The organism is Enterococcus sp. DIV1298c, assembly GCF_017316315.1.
GTDB classification, from domain to species: Bacteria; Bacillota; Bacilli; order Lactobacillales; family Enterococcaceae; genus Enterococcus_B; species Enterococcus_B mangumiae.
The window spans coordinates 47,675-65,802 of sequence record NZ_JAFLWG010000011.1; the positions used below are offsets into that span (position 1 = coordinate 47,675).

Annotated in this window: 12 protein-coding genes; 4 read left to right on the forward strand and 8 right to left on the reverse strand. The window is 40.1% G+C overall.

Annotated elements, in window-relative coordinates; translation table 11 throughout:
- Position 1: 1 nt before the first annotated feature.
- Positions 2–1,402 (reverse strand): 6-phospho-beta-glucosidase, encoded by a 1,401-nt coding sequence (locus JZO83_RS02750; RefSeq protein WP_206853729.1) that lies wholly within the window; start codon positions 1,400–1,402, stop codon positions 2–4.
- 308 nt (positions 1,403–1,710) lie between these two features.
- On the opposite strand from JZO83_RS02750, the gene JZO83_RS02755 reads away from it, so the two are divergent.
- Positions 1,711–2,616 (forward strand): MurR/RpiR family transcriptional regulator, encoded by a 906-nt coding sequence (locus tag JZO83_RS02755; RefSeq protein WP_207114928.1) that lies wholly within the window; start codon positions 1,711–1,713, stop codon positions 2,614–2,616.
- Positions 2,617–2,828: 212 nt separating this feature from the next.
- Here the strand turns inward: JZO83_RS02755 and JZO83_RS02760 are convergent, their stop codons facing one another.
- The 5 genes from JZO83_RS02760 to JZO83_RS02780 form a co-directional block, all read right to left on the reverse strand.
- Positions 2,829–4,715, reverse strand: a complete 1,887-nt coding sequence (locus JZO83_RS02760; protein ID WP_207114929.1) for a beta-glucoside-specific PTS transporter subunit IIABC — start codon at positions 4,713–4,715, stop codon at positions 2,829–2,831.
- Between the two features lie 91 nt (positions 4,716–4,806).
- Positions 4,807–5,664, reverse strand: a complete 858-nt coding sequence (locus JZO83_RS02765) for a PRD domain-containing protein (RefSeq protein ID WP_207114930.1) — start codon at positions 5,662–5,664, stop codon at positions 4,807–4,809.
- Positions 5,665–6,047: 383 nt separating this feature from the next.
- On the reverse strand, positions 6,048–7,826 hold the full coding sequence (locus JZO83_RS02770; protein ID WP_207114931.1) for an ABC transporter ATP-binding protein: 1,779 nt from the start codon (positions 7,824–7,826) through the stop codon (positions 6,048–6,050).
- On the reverse strand, positions 7,826–9,577 hold the full coding sequence (locus tag JZO83_RS02775; RefSeq protein WP_207114932.1) for an ABC transporter transmembrane domain-containing protein: 1,752 nt from the start codon (positions 9,575–9,577) through the stop codon (positions 7,826–7,828). The genes JZO83_RS02770 and JZO83_RS02775 overlap by 1 nt, the downstream gene beginning before the upstream one ends.
- 216 nt (positions 9,578–9,793) lie before the next feature.
- Complete coding sequence (locus JZO83_RS02780; protein ID WP_206853717.1) at positions 9,794–10,018, reverse strand: YneF family protein; 225 nt, start codon at positions 10,016–10,018, stop codon at positions 9,794–9,796.
- A gap of 246 nt (positions 10,019–10,264) precedes the next feature.
- Between JZO83_RS02780 and JZO83_RS02785 the strand changes: the two genes are divergently transcribed.
- Positions 10,265–11,827, forward strand: coding sequence for an Nramp family divalent metal transporter (locus tag JZO83_RS02785; RefSeq protein WP_206853715.1), 1,563 nt, complete (start codon positions 10,265–10,267; stop codon positions 11,825–11,827).
- 124 nt (positions 11,828–11,951) lie between these two features.
- Here the strand turns inward: JZO83_RS02785 and JZO83_RS02790 are convergent, their stop codons facing one another.
- Positions 11,952–12,851, reverse strand: coding sequence for a deoxyribonuclease IV (locus JZO83_RS02790; protein WP_206853714.1), 900 nt, complete (start codon positions 12,849–12,851; stop codon positions 11,952–11,954).
- Between the two features lie 253 nt (positions 12,852–13,104).
- Between JZO83_RS02790 and JZO83_RS02795 the strand changes: the two genes are divergently transcribed.
- On the forward strand, positions 13,105–15,459 hold the full coding sequence (locus JZO83_RS02795) for a transglycosylase domain-containing protein (protein ID WP_339092562.1): 2,355 nt from the start codon (positions 13,105–13,107) through the stop codon (positions 15,457–15,459).
- Positions 15,460–15,677: 218 nt separating this feature from the next.
- On the opposite strand, the gene ccpA is transcribed toward JZO83_RS02795, so the two are convergent.
- Positions 15,678–16,679 carry a catabolite control protein A gene (gene ccpA, locus JZO83_RS02800; protein WP_207114933.1) on the reverse strand — a complete coding sequence of 334 codons (1,002 nt, stop codon included), beginning with the start codon at positions 16,677–16,679 and terminating at the stop codon, positions 15,678–15,680.
- A gap of 213 nt (positions 16,680–16,892) precedes the next feature.
- Here ccpA and JZO83_RS02805 point away from each other — a divergent pair, with 213 nt between their 5' ends.
- Positions 16,893–17,996, forward strand: coding sequence for a Xaa-Pro peptidase family protein (locus JZO83_RS02805; protein WP_207114934.1), 1,104 nt, complete (start codon positions 16,893–16,895; stop codon positions 17,994–17,996).
- Positions 17,997–18,128 lie beyond the last annotated feature (132 nt).

Sequence of the window (18,128 nt, forward strand, 5' to 3'; positions counted from 1 at the left end):
GTTACACTTCCTCCACTACACGTTTTTCTGACAATTCTCTTGCCAGTTCATCTTGTACTTCGATACCTTCTGCAATCAAGCGATCGATTGCTTCTTTAAATTGTGGCAAATACTCTTGGTGAGCAATAAACAACTCATCCATCATACGTTTTGCTGTTGCGCCAGAACGAACCAACGGATTGATCGTAAAGGCTTGTAATGCCGTGCCATAATCACCTGTGACAGCAGCTTCGATCGTCAGCAATTCCATGTTTTTCATCACTTGTAACCAGCCACGTTCAGCTGGTGGTAATGATCCAAATGCAACATTTCTTGCTCCTTGCGCTCCTACATAGGCTGTTACTTCGACTACACAGTCCGCTGGTAGATCAGGAACCGCGCCATTGTTTTTCGTTGAGACCACGATTTGGGTTTCTTTATTGCCGTAAATCGAAGCAATCGTTTCACATGCCGCATCCGAATAATAGGCACCGCCTCGTTGTTGTAATTGTTCTGGTTTGTGATCAAGTTGTGGGTCTTTGTAAAGTTCAAACAACTCTGCTTCTGTTTGTTTGACTTGCTGTGCCCGAGTGCCGATCGTGCGGTATTCTTCTAACGCATGAGCCAACATTTCTTCTTCACGATAGTAATAGCGGTGATACCCACAAGGAATCATTTGCATTTGGTCAAGTTGCTCTCTGAAAAATGGTACATCAAAAATATTTTTTGGTAATCCATTATCTTCGGCATAAAGTTGTTCGATCAGATCTCCTGTCCGATCATTTCCATTGGCATCCGCTACTTTGTGCCAATGGAAATGGTTTAGTCCAGCAAATTTATAGATCAAATCTTCTTTCTTTTCACTGATCATCACCGGTTCTGTCATCATCGCCATGACTGGAACATTGCATAAACCAATGACTTTATCCCATTTTCCATAACGAACGACTGCTTCAGTCACCATACCACTTGGATTGGCAAAGTTGATCAACCAAGCATTCGGACAAAGACGTTTCATATCTTCTACGACTGCTAAAATGATCGGGATCGTACGAAACGCTTTGAACATGCCGCCAGCACCATTCGTTTCTTGTCCCAACATGCCGTAATAAGCAGGAATACGTTCATCTTTCACACGAGCATCTAACTGACCGACGCGAAATTGTGTGGTGACAAAGTCAGCATCTTTCAACGCTTCTTCACGATCTAACGTTGCGTAGATTTTCACGTCGTAAGGAGAAGCATCCCACATCCGTTGAGCCATTTCACTGACGATCGCTAATTTTTCACGACCAGCTTCAACATCAACTAACCAGATCTCACGAATCGGTAATTCATCGTAACGTTTGATAAATCCTTCCATTAACTCTGGTGTGTAGCTACTTCCGCCACCAATTGTCGCAATCTTGATTCCTTGATTCATATCCTCACTCCTTCTTCTTTTTTACAACTCTATTATCATTTTTGTAAATAAAAGACACAATACTTTTTAATTACTTTGCATATTCATTTACAAAATGAGCGATTATCTTGCGATTATTTGTAAATTTATTGCGCATAACAGAATACTGATCTACGGAGAAAATATTTGATTAACCAACATTTTATATTACATAACCTCAAAAGATAGACTCCTAAATTAGGGGATTCCTTTTATTGACACACCGAATAATACCGTTTACAATTATTTTACATATTTTTCATAAAAAACGTAAAAAAGAGGATAAAATCATGCTATTAAAGGAAAAGCTCAAACAAATCAACTTCTCACCTTCAGAAAGTGAAGTTATTCGCTTTCTTCAAACAAATGAAACAACGTTAGCCGATCAAACAATTCAACAAATTGCAACGACTTGTTACGTCCATCCTTCTACGTTGATTCGGATCGCTAAAAAAATGGGGTTTCACGGGTGGGTCGATTTTAGAGATGCGTTCATTGCCGAAACCGAATACCTTCAAGGGAATTTTCAAGAAGTAGATGCCAACCTCCCTTTTTCCGAAAATGAGGGAATCATGACGATCGCCAATCGAATTGCATCCCTTGAACGAATGACGATCCAAGACACCTTATCGTTGTTGTTGCATGATGATCTCCAACAAGCCAAACAGCTTTTGTTACGTTCCAATAAGATTGTTTTATTTTCTAGTGATACCAACACACTGATCGCTCAATCATTCAAATTGAAGATGAATCGCATCAAGCAGGAAGTGACCATTGTTCCGACTTCTGGCGAGTCTTATTATGACGCCTACAATTGTCAGCCTGAGAACTGTGCGATCTTGATCTCTTATACTGGTGAAAATCAGATGATGTTGCGGACTGCTGAAATATTGAAGGAAAAGCATGTGCCGATTTTATCGTTGACAAGCATTGGTGAGTCGAGCTTATCAACAGCAAGTGACGTTGTGCTGCGGTTGACCACACGAGAACGGTTGTACTCAAAGATCAGTAGTTTCACGATCAATACGTCGATTTCCTATTTGTTGGATGTTCTGTATAGTTGTGTCTTCGCTGAACACTACCGCGAAAACCTCGATTATTTGATTGAAGTCGGTCAAAAAGTTGACACACGCCAAATCAGCTCGTCGATCATGAAAGAAGAACTCTTCACTGATCCACTCGAGCCAAGTGATTAGGTCGTGTGCCAAGCTGAAAAGCAACTCCTTTAGCAACGAATAAATGACTTTCTCAGAAAAAAGCCGTAACATCCAAATCATGAGGGAGTTCCTCGGATGTTACGGCTTACTTCTCGGAGAGAGACCTTCCGAACATGATTATCTGTGGAAAAATGCTTGGTGTCTTTCATTCATCCCTTATAAAACCTTGATTTTATAGGCTTTTTACTCAGTTATGTCAGGGCGGTGATCAACTCATCCCCACTTGTCACGATCTTCGATTGATTCTCGACGATATCTAGATAATCTGCTGAATTTGTAATAATGACAGGGGTTTCTACACTGTATCCTTCACTTTCAATTGCATTGATATCAAAACGCAATAAGACGTCCCCTTGTTTCACCGAATCCCCTTGTTTCACAAATGCTTCAAAATGCTTTCCTTGTAATTGTACCGTATCTAAACCGACATGGATCAACAGCTCTAAACCACTTGCGGAAACTAAACCGATCGCATGTTTTGATGGGAATAAGGTCATCACAGTTCCGTCAAATGGTGCCACGACTTCGCCTTTTTCTGGGTAGATCAAGATGCCGCGACCTAACGCACCTTTGGCAAATGCCTGGTCTTTTGCTTCACTTAATGAAGCAATTCCGCCTTGAATCGGTGTTTTAACGATTTCTTTGATTTTACTTTCTTTTTTCTCAGCCACGACTTCTTCCGTATCTTTCCAGAATAAGAAAGTCAAAGTAAAACCAATGACTGCAGCAATCGCGATACCAATAAAGGCATTGTACATCCCACTTGCATCACTTCCATCAATGAAGTTGACTACCCCAAAAATACCTAAGCCACCCATTGTGTAGCCTGTGGTACCACTCATCATAAGGAAGATTCCAGAAAGTGAGCCGCCGATCATTGAATAGATAAACGGCATTTTTTTAGGGAGTGTGATCCCATAGATTGCTGGTTCTGTGACGCCAAAGATTCCTGAGATAAACGCAGGCATACATAAAGCTTTCATTTTCTTATCTTTAAATTTGAAATACATCGCTAACACAACTGCGGTCTGAGCGAAGCTTGCCCCATAAACAGCTACTAACATTTGGCTTGAGCCGTTTTGTGCCAACTGCATGATTGCTAAAGGAATGATACTCCAATGTAAACCAAAGATGACCAATACTTGCCAGAAGAAGCCAAGAACACCACCATAAAGGGCAGGTGAAAAAGCCATCAACGCTTCGAAACCAGCACTTAACCAGTCTGTCAATAAGCTAACGATTGGGCCGATAACTAAAAAGCCAATCGGTAATGCAATCAATAAGACCATAAATGGCACAACGAACGTTTGAACAACTGTTGGCACGATTTTCTTCGCCAATCTTTGGACTTGTGCGGCAAATGCAATAATAAAGATGACGGGAACGACACTGGATGTATAAGAAGCGCCCACCCATGGGATACCTAAGAAGCTCTCATAGGCTGGTAAACCTAAAAGACTAAATGGTGCGGCTGCCCCTTGATTTGCTGCTTCAAAGCTACTTTGTAATACGGGTCCTTGAACCGTCGGATAGACAAGGGCTGCACCGATCACGATCCCGACCATTGGATTCAATTTGAATTTTTTGGCTGCTGTATAACCTAAAATGACGGGCATGAAATAAAAGATTGAATCGCCGATCCCATTCAGCATGATATAATTTCCAGAAGTCTGTTCATAAAGTCCTAAGAAAACGAATAAGGCATTCAACCCTTTGACCATACCGGCAGCTGCTAATGCCCCTAAGAATGGTTGGAAACAGCCACTTAGAATATCGATCAAGCGATTAAAGATATTCCCCTTGGCAGGGGCTAATTCGGCATCTTCAGAAATGCCTGCCACACTCAATACGTCTGCATATACGTCTGGCACATGATTACCAATGACTACTTGATACTGCCCCCCGCTTTTCATTACGGTCACGACACCATCCATATTCTTCAATACTTCATCTGCCGCTTTGCTCTCGTCTTTTAATCGGAACCGTAAACGAGTCACACAATGCGTCAAACTACTGATATTTTCTTTGCCGCCAACATATTTGACGATTTCTTTTGCTAAGTCTTGATATTTTCCCATGTTTTCTTCCTCCAATTGTTTGATTGAAGGTTTAGCCAACTGAATGTCACTATCCTTTGTTACTTCCTCAATAAAAAATCCGTTCCTCCTTTTAATGATTTTTCAAATGATCATTATCTGCCAAACGAGCCAAATGGATCGTTAAGTAGACAATTTCATCGTCAGACATATGATAATTGAATGTTTCCTCTAAAAATAAAGCGATTTTATCCACACAACCTGAAGCAGTCTGGTATTTTCGCTGGATCATCTGGATCAGCTCTTCTTCGACTTCCCCCTCATGGGTAAGAGAAGTATTCATGACACGATTCAGAAAAAAACGCAGATGTGTCACAAAACGGAAAAAATAAATCGATTCTTCATCGAATGGTGTTTGATAATAATAGCGAACGATATTCAAAATATCTTGAATGGTTTTCGTAAACTGGTACATATTATTCATGCGGTCTTGCTCAGATTGGGCATTGACTAAATGAAGTGCAATGAACCCCGCTTCGTTTTCAGATAAATCAAAGCCATATTTATGATGGACTTTTTCGATCGTTTTTTTACCTATTTGATATTCTCTAGGAAATAATTGCTTGATATCATAAAGTAAAACATTGGATAACCCGACCCCTGTCTTATAACGTTTGATCGCATTGTATAGATGGTCGGTCAACGAAATATAGATTGACTCATTCAACGTCACACCAAGGGTTTCTTTCGTATACTCAATGATTTCGTAGGATAGTTCGAGATATTCCATGGGGATATCCTCTGCTAATTTTTGAAAATGCCTAGAGAGTCCATCATCTGTCAAATAAAATTCCTTATCGACACACGTTTCTGAAATCGAATCACCAATCTTTTTTTTGAATGCTAATCCTTTTCCCATGACGATCATTTCTCGATTCAACTTATCCCTTGTGACAACGACATTATTATTTAGAATTTTTTCAATCCGCATAATATCCCCTTTCTATGATTGTCACTCCCAATAAAAACAAAAAAACCCAAAAAGTCGGCCATGGCGTCTATTCATGGTGACTAATTAGGTTTAGCTTGCGTAATGCAATCACTATCCAACATTATATTCTTTTCTTCATATTAGCGAACTATTTTCAAAATGTCAACGCTTTCTTTTTTGTTGTTCTACTATTTCCAAAAATATTTTTACGTGTGTACTCAGAAGCTACCACTTCACTATCAAAATAAGGAATGATAAAAGAACAACAAGCTGTCCCCTCCAAAAACGTAAAAATTTTTCGGAGGATGCAGCTTGTTTGTCAACATTGACTGATTTTTCTTCACCTGATTGATCGGTGATATACAAAAACTTCAGTTTTGCTATTATTCACTTTGTAATTTGTACATATCGGCGTATAGCCCTTCTTCAGCTAATAGTGTTTCGTGGTTGCCGCGTTCCACGATATGGCCTTTGTCTAAGACAAGGATCAATTCGGCATCGCGGATCGTTGACAGTCGATGGGCGATGGCGATCGTCGTTCGTCCTTGGCGCATTTTTGCAAGTCCCTCTTGGATCAACACTTCTGTTTCCGTATCGATATTCGCTGTCGCTTCATCAAGGACTAAGATTTTAGGGTCAGTAACAATCGTTCGCGCAAACGTAATCAATTGACGTTGACCACTCGAATAGCTCGCTCCTCTTTCGATCACTTTTGAGTGATACCCTTTTGGCAATTCTTCGATGAACTGATTCGCTTGGACAAACTCCGCAGCCGCTTTGATTTGCTCATCTGTGATATCGGGGTCCATCATACGGATATTCCCTGCAATATCACCATAAAATAAGAAAGCATCCTGCAAAACTAAGCCCATTTTTTTCCGTAATTCCTCGATTGGATATTCACGAATATCATGATCATCGATCAAAATCTGCCCTTCATAAAACTCATAAAATCGCATCAGCACATTGATGATCGAACTTTTCCCACTTCCAGTATGACCGACTAATGCGACTGTTTCTCCTGGATTTGCAACAAATGAGATATTGTTCAATACATTGTTTTTTCCATCATAAGAAAAGCTGACATTACGAAACTCGATCTTCCCAGCAGTGATTGTACGATCCGCTGTTTCGTTTTGCTGTGGGGCATATTCTTCCGTATCCATGATCTTCAAGATACGACTACCCGCGACCGTTCCGTCTGTAAAGACACTCAAGAAGTCCATCATTTGTGACATCGGGTTAAAAAATCCTTGCACATACGTCGTGAAGGCAAAGATCAAACCGACTTCAACTGGTGAATTCAATGCATCAAATCCGAATAAGGTCAATGTCAAAGCAATCGCTAAGGCATATAGAAAACTGATGATCGGACTCAAAAGAATCGAGTTTGTCTTGATCATGGCATAGCGTGTCGCAAGATATTCTTCATTGACTTCCTCAAATTCCTTTGCCAAACGTGATTCTTGACGGAATTGTTGGATGATACGCATCCCAGAGATCGATTCATTCAATTTTGTATTCAATTGACTCAAACGTTCACGCATATTGCGATAGATCCTTGAACTGAATTTTTGATAATACCAAATCACTACACCAAGGATCGGCAAGAAGATCAAGCACCATAACGCGATTTTTTCATTGATCTGAAACATTGCGATAAATGAGGAGACGACCGCAAAAATACCTGTTAAAACCATTAGAAAGACATACCAAAATTCAAAAAGTGTCTCAGTATCATTCGTCACACGAGATACAGTGGAACCTGCGGGTGTTTGATCGAAGTAACGCATACCTAACGTATGAAGTTTCTCAAATAACTTCACACGGATATGCTGATACGTCTTCAATGAAGCCATCGAATATAAATACCATTGGAAAAACCAAATGATACTTTTGACAATGACCCCAAAAAGATATAACCCAGCAAAGAAAAAAATGACTTGAGTTGTCGCTGACTGCTTGGCTAAATGCTCATCCATGAATGTTTGGATGATTCTCGGCAAAAGAACGTTGATGACTGACAGTGCGAAAGCAAATAAAATTGCAATGATGAATGTCGAGCGAAAAGGTTTTGCAAAGTGCATCAAACGTTTGATGATCGAGGCTTGTTCTTTGAAGGTCATGGATTTTGACCATTCTGACTGATATTGATCTTCCATTATTCACCACCTCCTTCAATTTTTGCTTCTAATTGTTGCTTCTGCCACATTTGTTCGTACCAACCACCAAGAGCTAGTAATTCTTGATGTGTCCCACGTTCAACGATCCGTCCGTGATCGATAACGATGATTTCATTGGCATGCATGACACTACTTAAACGATGCGCGGCAATGATCGTTGTTTTGTTTTTCCGTTCTGCTTTAAGGTTACGCAAAATCGCTTCTTCTGTTTTTGCATCAACAGCAGATAGTGCGTCATCCAAAATCAATAATTCTGGACTTTGGATCAATGCACGAGCGATCGACAAACGTTGCTTTTGTCCACCAGACAGAGAAACGCCACGTTCACCGACCATGGTTTGATACCCTTCTGGTAAACCTTTGATCTCTTTATTGATATACGCCAATTCCGCTGCTTCTTCCACTTCTTCTGGTGATTTTTGTGGATTGGAGAATCGGACATTATCTAAGATCGTCATCGAAAACAAGAAATGATCTTGTGGTACATAACCGATCGAGCGTAATAACGCATCCAAGGAGTAGTCTTTGATCGTTCGTCCGCCAAACTTGATTTCTCCTTGATAATGGTCATATTCGCGCATCAATAATTTGATGATCGTAGTCTTGCCGGCTCCTGTTTTACCAACGATCCCTAACGTGTCACCTTCATTGATCGCAAATTTGATGTGTTCTAACGCTGGTTGTTTATCGTCAGGGTAAGTAAATTGCGTGATTGCAACATTCAACTCCCCTTTAGCGGGTGTGCTTTCTGCCCCAGTTTTTTCGACGATATGTGTTTTTTCATGCAATAACTCATTGACACGATCATAGGAAGCATTCCCACGTTCTAACACGTTGAATAAACGTCCGATGGCAAACATTGGCCAAACAAGCATCCCGATATAACTGATAAAAGAAACCATCTGCCCAATTGAAATCGTACCATTCAGTACATAACGTCCACCTAAAATGATCGTCGCCACATAAGACAAGCCAATGATCAATGTGATGAATGGATCAAAAAGCGCATCTAAAAAGTTTACACGCTTATTTTTCTTGATGGCATCATCGATTTTTTCTTGGAAGTCTTCCAAGTCCTGTTTTTCTTGTCCAAATGTTTTGATCACTTTGATACCTGTGATACTTTCTTGCGTTTTATCATTGATACTTGAAAATGCTTCTTGTGAATCACGAAAAGCATCATGTAATTTTGAACCTAAGATCCTTGAAGTGACCGCCAGTAAAGGCAATGGAATCAAGGCAATCAGTGTCAAACGCCAATCAATGAATAGAACCATCGCAATGATCGTCGTCCCTCCAGTGATCACTGAATCTGCAAATGTTAAAATCCCAGCACCTGCCACATTTTGGATTGCGTTCAAGTCATTTGTTGCATGAGCCATCAAGTCGCCTGTTCTGTATTTTTGATAGAACAAACTATCCATTCGAGTAAAATGGGCAAATAGGCGTTGACGTAATTCTTTTTCAAGTCTTGCTGCACTTCCCCAAATGTTCATTCGCCAAATATAGCGGAATAAATATTGTAAAAAAGCAGCTACGATCAGTACCCCGATCCACAATGAAATGATTTGCATCGAGATGTTTTGATCGGCGATCTCATCGATGATGATCCCAATGACTTTAGGTGGGATCAATTGCACTAATGCGACCGCGAACAAAGAAAATACGCCAATCAAATAGTGCTTTTTCTCTTGTTTAAAAAACCAACCCAATTTTCTGAAAATCGACATATATTTCCTCCTTCTAACTCCTAAAAATTTCATTTTACTTCAGAGGTCGAATTGCGTCCTCTGATATCGTTGATCACAATCGAAAAAATCTGATCATCATACTTTTATAAAATAATTGCTTAACGGCGTAAATGAATGCGCTTTTCTCATTTTGAGAAAAAGAAAAAAGCGAGCTGAAATCAATCAGCCCGCTTTTTGATGTTGTCGGTCAAGAACCTACTTCTTCCCTTGGTTCTTCATCTGTTGCATCATCTGACGAATTTTCTTTTCAGATGGTTTTTGCCCCATAGACATCATCATTGATCTTAACATTTCCTCATTAACGGGAGGATTTTTTTCTAAGTAATCTTTCATATATTTACGCGCAAGAAAGAATCCACCGACTGCGCCGATTAATAATGCAATAACTGCAATAAGTACAACGATTCCTGTTGATACCATGTAAATCTCTCCTTTCCTTTTCCTAATTGCTCTCAATGATACATTCTACTAAAACTTACAAAAAAAAGAAAGGCGTTTTCTTAATAATATGTAAAAAAAGTCATTTTTATTTCATGATTATCCAAAAAGACCTGATTTAGAAAGTAAGCCACATTTAATTTTTAGGTTAACCGAATTTTTTTTCTTTTATTTTTTTGTTTCTGGGTGTAGAATGAATTCGAAAAGAAATAGAAAGGTGGTTTTCCTTTGAAGAATCACGAAAAGAATCATAAATGGATCGAACATACTAATGGGTTATCCCTTTCAGAAGTAAACGGCACAGTCAAAGTGCCAAAAGGAAAAAGTTTCTTTCGCACTTTGCTTGCTTATTCCGGCCCCGGCGCACTCGTCGCAGTCGGTTATATGGACCCCGGCAATTGGTCAACCTCGATCACCGGTGGACAAAATTTTCAATACTTATTGATGTCAGTCATCCTGATGTCCAGTTTGATTGCCATGTTGCTACAATATATGGCTGCCAAACTTGGGATCGTTAGCCAAATGGATTTGGCACAAGCGATACGCGCTCGGACAAGCAAAACATTAGGCGTCATTCTCTGGATTTTAACAGAGTTAGCGATCATGGCTACAGATATCGCCGAAGTCATCGGTGCCGCAATCGCTCTTTATTTATTGTTTGATATTCCTTTGGCAATCGCTGTCTTTATTACTGTTTTGGATGTCTTTGTCTTGCTCCTTTTGACAAAGATCGGTTTTCGGAAAATCGAAGCATTAGTCGTTTGTTTGATTTTCGTTATCCTGTTTGTCTTTGTCTATCAAGTCGCTCTTTCAAATCCTGATTGGGCTAGTTTGTTCAAAGGATTTATTCCTAACAGCCAAACATTTGCGGAAGAACCAAAAATCGGCGGAGAAACACCCTTGACAGGCGCTTTAGGGATCATCGGTGCGACAGTGATGCCCCACAATCTTTATTTACATTCTGCTGTTTCTCAAACACGAGAGATCGATCGAAAAGATCCAGAAGATATTGCAAGAGCCGTCCGTTTCTCCACTTGGGATTCAAATATTCAATTGACAATGGCTTTCGTCGTCAATGCTTTACTGTTGATCATGGGGGTTGCGGTCTTTAAAACTGGCGCCGTACAAGACCCTTCATTCTTCGGCTTGTATGAAGCACTCTCTGATCCTTCTGCCATGAGCAACGGTGTCTTGATCGCCGTAGCAAAATCCGGAATTTTATCGACCTTATTCGCAGTGGCACTGCTTGCTTCCGGTCAAAATTCAACGATTACCGGTACCTTGACTGGACAAGTCATCATGGAAGGCTTTATCCATATGCGTATGCCGATTTGGTTACGTCGCTTAGTGACTCGACTATTATCCGTCATCCCAGTACTTCTTTGTGTCTTGTTCACCAGCTCAAAAGGTACGATCGAAGAACATACAGCATTGAACAATCTAATGAATGAATCTCAAGTTTTCTTAGCCTTTGCTTTACCTTTTTCAATGATTCCTTTATTGATGATGACTAACAGCCAAGCAGAAATGGGCAACCGTTTTAAAAATTCACTCATTGTCAAAATACTCGGCTGGTTTTCCGTTATCAGTTTGACGTACCTAAACTTACGTGGTCTCCCTGGACAAATCGAAGCCTTTTTCGGCGATCAAGCTTCCAGTGCGTCTATCGCCCTTGCTGATCGGATTGCTTACATCATCATCGTGGCTGTTCTCGCTTTACTCGCTTGGACGATCGTGGATCTTTATAAGGGAAATAAACGCTATGCCGAACGATTACAAGAGTTGTCTTGATCAGCTGTTTTTAAACTAAATAAAAAAAGCTTAGATAGCCAAAAATATGTTTAGACATTTTTGGTTACCTAGGCTTTTTTCTTTGTCTGAACTTTTTCCAGTAAGATTACACTTTACTGACTGATCAGGCTTCTACATCTGCTAATAATTCTGGGAATACTTCCGGATCAAAGCTTTCAGCTTTGAACATTGCGATTTCTTTGCCATAAGGCGCATAGGCTAATTTTTTATCTTTACCCACATATGGTGTTTCAAGAATCTTTGAAACATCTTTGAACATCGGCTCATGGACGATTTTATTCAAGGCGTCAAAGCCGATCGTACCAAATCCAATATTGGCATGGCGATCTTTATGTGAACCTTGTGGATTTTTTGAATCATTGATGTGTAAGACTTTTAAACGATCTAAGCCGATTACTTTATCGAACGTTTCCATTACGCCATAAAAATCGTTTGCCACATCATAACCGGCATCGTTGGTATGGCATGTATCAAAGGTCACTGACAGTTTTTCATTCAATGTCACGCCATCAATGATCTGTGCCAATTCTTCAAATGTACGGCCGATCTCTGTACCTTTTCCCGCCATCGTCTCCAAAGCGATCTGAGCGGTCTGTTCTTTCGTCAAGACTTCGTTTAGGCCTTCAATGATCCTTGCGATTCCTGCCTCTGCACCAGCACCGACATGGGCACCTGGATGTAAAGTGATCTGAGTAGCACCTAATGCTTCCGCTCGAACGATCTCTTCTCTTAAAAACTGGACAGCAAAAGGAAACATCTCTGGTTTGGTTGTATTTCCTAAATTGATGATATACGGTGCATGGACTACTATATTTGTCAGACCATTTTCTTCCATATATTTTGTTCCAGCTTCAATATTCATTTCTTCAATTGATTTTCTTCGGGTATTTTGTGGTGCCCCCGTATAGATCATAAATGTAGAAGCCCCATAACTCGCTGCTTCTTCTGCTGCACCTAATAACATCTTTTTACCACTCATGCTGACATGTGAACCTAATAACATCGTGTTACCTCCTATAAAGCCCTCTCGGCTGGTCGCTCAGTGAATAGATTTTCTCACTCTACTTTTATCTTAACTGAAACTGATTTGAAAGAAAAGTTTGAAAACTGTCCATTGCTCGGAGCATAAGTAAAATAACCATGGTATTCATTAATATTTTCTCAAAATCAGTATTCGAAAATAGCAGAAAAAAAGCCATGTCTGTTTTTTTGTTCTATTATTTGCTATAATTAGCGAAATAAAACCATTAGTTGAGGTGAAACCTTTGCCACGTAATAATACACGAAGAAAACAAGCACGACGAACAAAAGAAAAGTGGTTTGTTCCTAAGGTCATTTTTCGCGTTTTTCAATCATTAACCGTTTTTATCATGGTTCTTATCATTCTATTCGCTGCATTAGGTGTGGGAGTTGGCGCCGGCTATTTTGCGTATCTAGTTGAAGATACAAAGCTTCCTTCCAAATCTGAGTTACAATCTGAGTTAGGCAATATAACCGAAACATCAAAACTTGTCTATGCTGACAATACAGAGATTTCGACGATCCAAACTGATTTGATGCGTACAACTGTGCCTTCAGATCAAATGTCTCCTTATTTAAAATCTGCGATCATCAGCACAGAAGATGAATATTTCGAAGAACATAAAGGCTATGTTCCTAAAGCAGTGATCCGAGCGCTCTTCTCTGAAGCAACTGGGATTGGTTCATCCGGTGGATCGACACTGACACAGCAGTTAGTGAAACAACAGATTTTGACTGATGAAACAACCTTCAAACGTAAAGCAAATGAGATTTTGTTAGCTGCTCAAGTCGAGAAGCACTTTACAAAAGATGAGATTATTTCAACTTATTTGAATGTCTCGCCTTTTGGAAGAAACAATAAAGGACAAAATATTGCCGGTGTCCAAGAAGCTGCACAAGGGATCTTCGGCGTCAATGCGAGTGATTTATCTTTACCGCAAGCCGCATTTATCGCAGGCTTACCACAAAGTCCGATCACTTACAGCCCGTACACAAATACAGGGGCATTGAAAGAAGACCTATCTGCTGGTTTAGAAAGAAAAGACATCGTGCTATTTAGCATGTATCGTGAACACCAAATCACGAAAGAAGAATATGAAGAAGCAAAAGCCTATGACTTAACCCAAGATTTCTTAGGTCAACAAGTGGCAGAACAAAGTGACCGCGACTTCTTATATTACACAGTGATGAATGCTGCGACAGATATCATTGCGAGACAATTAGGAGAAAAAGACGAAGCAGATCTTTCTGATGCAGATGTCTACAATGCATACTATCAACGCGCAGAACAAACGATCCAAAATCAAGGCTACACGATTCATTCAACGATCGACAAAGACATCTATGAAGCGATGCAAGCAGGCGTTGCCAATTTTGGTTACTTACTTGATGACGGAAGAGGTACTCCTGTTGAGACTGGAAACGTTCTGATGGACAATAAAACAGGCCGCGTGTATGGTTTTGTCGGTGGTCGTAATTATGCATTGAATCAAAATAATCATGCTTTTGATACTCAAAGACAAGCAGGTTCATCGATCAAACCGATGCTCGTTTATGGTCCAGCGATCGATATGGGCTTAGTTGGTTCAGAATCACGTGTTTCTGATTATGAAACCACTTGGCAAGAAGGCGCGAATGCCGGTGAAGACATCGTTAATGCGACAAACAAAGGTTCAAATACCTTCCAAACAGTGCGTGAATCATTGGAATGGTCGAACAATATTCCTGCCTACCACTTATATCAAGACGTTTTGAATAATGGTGGCTCAAAGCAATACGCATATGAAACATATTTATCAAAAATGAACTATCCAACAAATGCCAACTGGGGCGTTGAATCTGCACCACTTGGAACAGTTGATGTAACGACGCTTCAACAAACCAATGGCTTCCAAACATTAGCAAACAATGGTGAATTCCAGCAAGCATATATCATTGATTCGATCACTGATAACGATGGAAATGTCATTTATCAGCACGAACACAAACCAGTACGTGTCTTTTCTGAAGCGGCTGCTTCGATCGTCAATGACATGATGCGTAGCGTCATCGATGAAAAGATCACTACACCATTCAAAGATGATATCTCTAGCCTTAATGGAAGTTTAGGTCAAGCGGACTGGATCGGTAAGACTGGATCAACGAATGAATTCCGTGATTCTTGGTTAGTTGTTTCCACACCGTCTATCACGATCAGTAGCTGGGCTGGACACGACGATAACACCGGAATGGATTCTCAAGCGAGATTCCGTTCTTCAAAATATCTCGCAAACTTGATCAATCAAGTGTATCAAGTCAACCCGTCGATTTTCGGTACTGATCAGAAATTCTCACTCGCTTCTGATGTGAAGAAAGAAGATGTCGCTGCCTTTACAGGACAATTACCTGGAAAAGTAACAGTTGACCGCAGATCCATCAATACACCGAGCAAAACTGTCGAATCACTTTGGGCAAAAGACGGTCCTGAGAAAAGCACCTTCAAATTTGGTGTAGGTGGAACGGATGAGAACTATAAAGATTACTGGAACACTGTCGGCACATTTGAACGTGAAAATCCACAGAACAAAGATGACGACAAAGACGACGATTAAAAAAGTCTAAGGTAACTACTCTTTCTCAAAATACAATGAGTCTGATTTTGATCAAACACGTCAAAATCAGACTCATTTTTTTGTTTTTCTTTATGGAAACAGCAGAAACCCACTTCTATTTTCACACAAAAAAGTGGCTGAAATGAACTTTTTGTCATTTCAGCCACTTTGATCATCGTTTTTAAGAAATAAATCTTTGGAACGCTAACTCAACCGTCTTATTTTGTAGAACCTTTTTCTTCGATTCCATATGGTAAGATGATCGTTTTTTCTTCCACTTCTTCTTTATTCATCATTTTTGTCAATAGACGCATCGATACTGCACCTAAGTCATACAATGGTTGAGTAATACTTGTCAAACGTGGACGAGCAACTTCTGTTAATAATGAGTTGTTGCTTGTGATGATCTCAAATTCTTCTGGCACTTTCACACCGCGGTCGATCAAGCCATCTAAAATACCGATTGCTAATTCATCATCAGTAACATACACAGCAGTTGCCCCACTGTTGTAGATGCGATCGACTAATGATAAGCCATCTCTGAAATTATAGCTTGATTCAAAGATCAATCCTTCGCTGTAAGTCAGACCGTTTTCTTTTAATGCTTCTTTGTAGCCTTTCAAACGGTTTTGCCCGTTGATTGGATCAATCAATGCACCACTGACAAAAGCAATTTTTTTGTTGCCATTTTTAGCTAATTTAGTCACTGCATCTTTTGTTGCTGAAGTATAGTCGATATTGACACTACCTACTTGCTCGTCTGGATCGATCGAACCAGCTAAAACAACAGGAGTTTTTGAACGTGAGAACTCACCACGGATTTCATCTGTGATATGGTGACCCATGAAGATCACGCCGTCCACTTGTTTTGCTAACAAGTTGTTTAATACGTTCACTTCTTTTTGATCATTTCCGTCTGAATTTGCCAAGATGATATTATATTTGTACATTGTCGCAACATCATCGATCCCACGTGCTAATGAAGCAAAGAACATATTGCTGACATCTGGGATAATAACCCCAACAGTTGTTGTTTTTTTACTTGCAAGTCCACGAGCGACAGCATTTGGACGATAATCTAAGCGATCAATAACTTCCAATACTTTTTTTCGTGTCGCAGGTTTTACATTTGGGTTCCCATTGACAACACGTGAAACAGTAGCCATCGAAACATTTGCCTCTCTCGCTACGTCATAAATAGTGATAGTTTGTTTTTCCATCGTTGTTCTCCTATTCTGTTTTTATATCTTTTCTGAAAATACGATTTACATTTCTAAAACAGGATATCAAAGATTGACAGAAATTGCAACCGTTTTACTAGCGTTTTCATGAAAAAAAACACCTTTTTCACTTTTAGTCAATTGGTCTTTTTTTATAAGAGTGGTACAATGAATTATCGAAACATGTCATAAATGTGAAAGAAGGATGTCCAAATGAATCTTGAAAAAATCAACGAATTACGCCAATGGATGGCCCAAAAACAAATCGACCTTGCTTATATCAGTGATCCAGGTCATATCGCCTATTTTTCCGGCTATGAAAGTGAGCCACATGAGCGTGTCCTCGCGCTGTTCCTGCCACTTGAGCAAGATCCTTTCTTATTCACGCCAGCTTTAGAAGTAGAAGATGCGCAAAATAGCAGTTGGTCTTATGATGTACGTGGTTACCTTGATAGTGAAGATCCTTGGGTCTTGATCGGTCAGGAGATCCGCACACGTTATCCACAACTTAAAACAATCGGGATCGAAAAAAATGCGTTGACGGTTGACCGCTTTGATGCGTTATCACAACAAATGACAGGTACTGTTCAGTATGCTGATCTGACTCCTGCTATCCAACGACTACAATTGATCAAAACAACAAAAGAAAAAGAGCAATTGATTGCCGCAGGAAAATGGGCAGATGTTGCTTTTGAGATTGGTTTTCGTTCGATCAAAGAAGGTGTCACGGAACAAGCAATCATTGCTGAAATCGAATATCAATTAAAAAAACAAGGTGTTTCTCAAATGTCTTTTGATACATTGGTCTTAGCTGGGACAAATGCCGCAAGCCCTCATGGAACTCCTGGCAGCACGACGATCCAACCTAATGAACTGGTCCTATTTGATTTAGGCGTCGTATGGGATGGCTATTGCAGTGATGCCACCCGAACTGTTGCCTACCAAAAGCCAACGGAATTTCAAGAGAAAATCTATCAGATCACACTTGAAGCACAATTAGCAGCACAAGAAGCAGTTCGTCCCGGGATAACAGCCGCTGAACTCGATCAAATCGCTCGTAACGTGATTGAAAGCTACGGCTACGGCGAATATTTCAATCATCGTTTAGGACACGGCATCGGCACGACTGTCCATGAATATCCATCCCTTGTAGCTGGCAATGATCTAGTGATTGAAGAAGGCATGTGTTTTTCATTGGAACCTGGTATTTACATCCCAGATCAAGTCGGCGTAAGAATCGAAGATTGCGTCTATGTCACAAGCAACGGCTGCGTGCCATTTACAACAACAACAAAAGAATTATTAGTAGTGGAGTAAGGTTGTGAGAAAGCTGATCAGCTCCGAGTATTAAGGCAGAACTTTGGAAAATAGTTTCTCCTAAAAAAAGCGATAAATCCCCAAAAAATAGGAAACTATTTTCGGGGATCATCGCTTTTTTTCAATGAGAAA